At 61.8% G+C, this 4,903-nt stretch carries 3 protein-coding genes and 1 pseudogene; 2 read left to right on the plus strand and 2 right to left on the minus strand.

What is annotated here, in order from left to right; translation table 11 throughout:
• Both EN935_RS22215 and EN935_RS22220 read left to right on the plus strand, forming a co-directional pair.
• Window positions 1-339, plus strand: a pseudogene (locus EN935_RS22215) (ABC transporter ATP-binding protein); the annotation flags it as partial.
• Window positions 332-1,354, plus strand: coding sequence for an ABC transporter substrate-binding protein (locus tag EN935_RS22220; RefSeq protein WP_127265394.1), 1,023 nt, complete (start codon window positions 332-334; stop codon window positions 1,352-1,354). The pseudogene EN935_RS22215 and the gene EN935_RS22220, both read left to right, overlap by 8 nt.
• 103 nt (window positions 1,355-1,457) lie before the next feature.
• Here EN935_RS22220 and EN935_RS22225 read toward each other — a convergent pair whose 3' ends face one another.
• Both EN935_RS22225 and EN935_RS22230 read right to left on the minus strand, forming a co-directional pair.
• Window positions 1,458-2,228 carry a hypothetical protein gene (locus tag EN935_RS22225; protein ID WP_245468993.1) on the minus strand — a complete coding sequence of 257 codons (771 nt, stop codon included), beginning with the start codon at window positions 2,226-2,228 and terminating at the stop codon, window positions 1,458-1,460.
• Between the two features lie 32 nt (window positions 2,229-2,260).
• Window positions 2,261-4,903, minus strand: a 2,643-nt coding sequence (locus tag EN935_RS22230) for a tetratricopeptide repeat protein (protein ID WP_245489017.1), incomplete at its 5' end; no start/stop codon positions are given.

Consider the following 4,903-nt stretch of genomic DNA (forward strand, 5'->3'; position numbering starts at 1 on the left):
GTGGTGCAGGAGCGTGACATGCTGCTGCTCGACGAGCCGTTCGGTGCGCTCGATGCACTGACCCGCACCGCCATGCAGCGCTGGCTCGAACAGATGTGGCGGCACCACCGCTGGACGGCGCTGCTGATCACTCACGACGTACGCGAAGCCGTGTTCCTCTCCGACCGGATCTATGTACTGTCGGCGCGCCCGGCCCGCATCGTGCGTGAAATCGAGGTGCCGCTGCCGCGCCCGCGCAGCCTTGGCGGCGATGCCGCGCGCCAGGCAAGTGCGCTCGAGGCCGAGATCCTCGACATCATCCTCAACCCCAACCCATCCAAAGGACACGACCATGACTGACTTGACGCGCCGGCAGGCCTTGTTGCTGACCCTTGCCACCGGCCTTCCGCTCGTTACCGGATCGGGGCGAGCCCAAGCACAATCGGCTGCACAAAAGGTCACCGTCGCCCTCGACTGGACGGTCAACACCAACCACATCGGACTGTTCGTCGCCCGCGACAAGGGCTTTTATCGCGAGGCCGGACTCGAGGTCGAGATCTTGCCCTACAGCGATACCGGTGCGGGCACGCTGGTCGCAAACCGCGTCGCCGATTTCGGTATCAACGGCACCATCAGCCTGTTCACCCAGAAGACCGCCGGGGCGGACCTGAAGGGCGTCTATGCGGTGGTGCAATCCGAAACCGGTCGCGTGGTGTTCAATGAGGCACGCAGCGAAATCAAAAGCCCGAGGAACCTCGACGGCTTGACCTATGGCGGCTTCGGCAGTGCCTGGGAAAACGCATTGATATCGACCATCATCCGCCATGATGGCGGCAAGGGCAATTTCGAGACGGTGACGCTCGGCACCTCGGCCTATGAGGCGCTGGCCAATGGTTCGGTCGATTTCACGCTTGAAGTTTCGACCTGGGAGGGTGTCGAAGCCGAACTCAAGGGCGTCAAGCAGCGCAGCTTCGTCTATGCCGATTACGGCGTGCCTGATGAGCACACGACGCTGATCTCTTCGAGCGAAGCCTATCTCCAGGCAAACCCCAACCCTGCGGCCGCTTTCGTCCAGGCGACGCGGCGCGGCTACCAGTTCGCTGTCGACCACCCCGAAGATGCGGCAGCCCTGCTGATCGCTGCCAACAAGGATGCATTGACCAATCCCGCGCTGATCGAGGCTTCGCTGAAGGCGCTGATCGACGGTCATTATCTACGCAGCCAAAGCGGCGCCATCGGGACGATGGATCCGGCCAAGATGGAAGCGATCGGCGACTATCTCTTCGCCTCGGGCATATTGCGTGATGCCGACGGCAAAGTTCTGGCGCAACGCCCTGATTTTGCAAAGTATTTCAGCAATTCAGCTCTGGGGTAAGGCGCCAATCGGATTCTCGAGCTTCGAGGACATGGCTAGCCAGTCAAAGAGGTTTACGGGGCGCGACAGATCCATGTCAGACGCACGGATCAGCAAATCCCGGCTAATTCCGGGCGATCTCATAGAGCAGAGTGGTTTTGATGTGTCGCCCGGGTTCACCTTGCAGCGACAATGCGGCTGCGTAGAGTTTTGCCACGGCTGGGCAGAGGCCTTCGAATTTCCGGCTGACATTGGCAATGGCAGTTATCTCGGCGGGAGTGCCGCCAGCGTCGATGAAAGCGTCGGCCAGCAGCGACCAGTCTCCGTCACTGGCAGCAGCGGCCGGCAGATCGCCATTCTTCGCTGCGCCGAAGGCGCGGAACAGGGTGGCGCCGACCTTGTCCATGTCGATCAGGAAATCCTGGTCCGGCGTGCTGAGCGCGCCCGGCCCTTCACGGAGGTAGTTGTTGCAGATGGTAGCGGTTTCCCGCGCCATGACATGGTTGAGCAGATCCAATTGTGCACGTAGCGCCTCGGCGGCTTTGCTGTCCGGAGCCGAGGACAGCAGGGATGCGTATCTTCGCCTGAGATCGGCGACCGCCATCCCGCTCGTGTTTCGCACCTGGTTGACATTTCCAAGCCTGGCCACGGCCGTGATCTTTTCCACGACGACGTCGTAGTCTTCTGGGAACTCCTGCTTGATTGCCTTGAAGATCTGGCTTCCCTGGCTCTCAATCTGTTCGCTCACCTGAGCCGCGGTCAGCGTCTGCGGATCGGGGGAACCAGCCACTGTCTGGTAGAGATATTTACCGCCGGCAAAGCCGAACGCCCAGGCAACACCTTCACCGCAACGAAGCACAAAGCGGCGACCCCCGCCACGCCCAAAGCTTTCCAACGCGACATCTGGCAGCCCTCCCAACCTTGTCTCTATTTCGCCCCGAGGCTCAGCGCTTTCTTGCGGTCGGCCTCGGCGCGCTTGTGGTTGCCCTTGGCGTCCCACGCTCTGCTCCGCACTTTGTAGGCGGTGGCGAAATCCGGTTTGAGCTTTATCGTTTGGCTCAAATCGGCGATGGCCCCGTCATAATCCGCCTTACTGATCCGAATGACGCCTCGGCCCAAATAGGCAAAGGGGTTCTTGCGATCGAGGCTGAGCGCCCTTTCGAAATCACGCAACGCTGCGGCGTCCTCATGCCTGCCCATCAAGATGAGGCCCCGGTCGGCATAAACCCTTGCGTCCTTGGTATCGAGACTGATGGCCTTTCCGTAGTCAGCAAGCGCCCCATCGTAATCTCTTTGGAAACCGCGGTTCTGGCCACGGTCGTAGTAGGTATCGGCAAAATTCGGATTGAGCGTGATTGCCTGACTGTAATCGGCGACGGCATGAGCGTAATCGCTCTTTGCCTCCCAGGCCATTGCTCGGGCCAGATAGGCGTCGTGGAATGCCGGGAAGAGCGCAATCGCCTTGTCGTACAGGGCAATGGCGCCGTCATAGTCGTCCCTCTCATGCAGCGTCCAGCCCTTGCTGAACGTCTGCGCGGCTGGCGAAGCGCTACTTGGCTTGATTGCCTCCTCGCCGGCCTGACCTGCGGCTTCGTCTGACGTCTTGGAGGCGTTCGCTTTCGCCGCCACCGCCACCTTGCGGCCTTTGCGGGCGATGGCCAGCTTTGGATCAAGCTCGAGCGCCTGGTCGTAGTCGGCAATGGCTCGATCGTAGTTGCCCTTGGCGAACCAGGTGCTGCCACGCCCGAAATAAACGGGCGCATAGCTGCCATCAAGTTCGATCGCGCGATTGTAATCGGCGATTGCGCGATCGAATTGATCCTTCTTGCCCCAGGCAACGGCGCGGCCGAAATAGGCGTCGAAATAGGTCGGATAGAGCTCGATCACCTTGCCGTAGTCGTCGATGGCACCATCATAATCGCCCTTCTCGACGCGTGACAGTCCTCGCCCGACATAGGCGGCGGCCTTCCTTGGATCGAGCGTGATCGCGCGGCTGTACTCGGCAATGGCGCGATCGTATTTGCGCTTCCTGTAGAACGCACCGCCACGATCCATGAAGGCCTTGAGGTTCTTCGGGTCCGAGCCGACGGCGTCCTGCGTGGCACCACCTTTCTTCAAGGCGGCCACGGCCGCCTTGCGGGCGACCGCGTAGTCCGGATTGCCCGGATAGAGCCTTATCGCCTGGTCGAAGTCGGCAATGGCGCCGCTATAATCCTTGCTGTCGGCCCGTTCTATGCCGCGCCCGTAATAGCTGGGGGCATCTTTGGCATCGATCTCGATCGCCGCCGAATAGGCTGTGATCGCGCGCTGGGCGTTGCCCTTCACATGCCAGGCCATGCCTATGCAGAAATAGGCATCCAGCACCTTCGGATCGAGTTCGGCGGCCCGGCCGCAATCGGCGAGAGCACCTTCGGCATCCTCGGTCGTGGCCTTGGCCATGCCCCGGCGAACATAGGCAGAGACCATATTCGGGAGGAGCTTGATCACCCGGTCATAGTCGGCAATCGCCCGGTCATAGGCGCGCTTGGCGTCCCAGGCTTTGCCGCGGCCGAAATAGGCGAGGGGACTGTCGGGATCGAGCGCGATCGCCTTGCCATACGCGCCGATTGCCTGGTCATACTTGCCGGCATCCGACAAGCTGTCGCCGTTCTGCACCGCGACGAGAACGCGCGGGTCGGTCGCCTGAATGAGCTCCGCCATCTTGGCGGTCGAAAGCTTGGCATCGGGCTGGGTATCATTGTCGGCGCCCTGCGGGACCGCAGGTTCGGCGCCGGGTTGCAGCTCGGCTTTCGCCGCCGCAGCCGCTTTGCGGCTGACGAGATAGTCCGTATTGCCCGGATCGAGCTTGATCGCTTCGTCGAAATCGGCAATAGCGCCGTTATAGTCTTTCCTGCCGGCCCGCGCCATGCCGCGCCCGTAATAGCTGGCATCGTCCTTCGGATCGATGCGGATCGCCTCGTCATATTCGGCGACGGCGCGCACTAGGTCGTCCTTCCTGTCCCAGGCGGCGCCGAGGCCGGCATGTGCGTTGCCGTTCTGTGGATCGGCCTCGATCGCTTGTTGAAAATCGAGAATAGCTGCATCGGTACGGCCTTTGCGCAGGAATGCGGCGCCGCGGCTGGAATAAGCATCGCTGGACCATGGCTCCAGGCTGATGGCGAGGTTGAAGTCCGCGATAGCGCGGTCGTTGTCTCCCTTGTCGTACCAATCGGCTCCGCGGTTGAAGTATGCCGATGCCTGCTTGGGATCGAGCGCAATCGCCTCACTGTAGTCCGCGATCGACCGATCGTAGTCCTGCTTGTCGTCCCGGGCGACGCCCCGATGGAAGTAGGCCATGACGCGGATGCGCGACGGCTGCGTGATGTCCTCAGCGATCGGCGTGCAGGCGGCGATGCGCTTGTCCGGCTCGACGTCCTTGCCTATGCAGGTTGCGTAGTCCCTCTCTGTGGCGAGCGCCGGTGCGTTCAGGGCAAGAATGACAGCAAGCCCAGCCAACAGCCGGCCGGGCGAAACCTTCATCGGCACACGCAATCCAATCACGGCGACGGGCAACCCCGCACCTTTCCAGCT

The organism is Mesorhizobium sp. M7D.F.Ca.US.004.03.1.1 (assembly GCF_003998635.1).
GTDB classification, from domain to species: Bacteria; Pseudomonadota; Alphaproteobacteria; order Rhizobiales; family Rhizobiaceae; genus Mesorhizobium; species Mesorhizobium loti.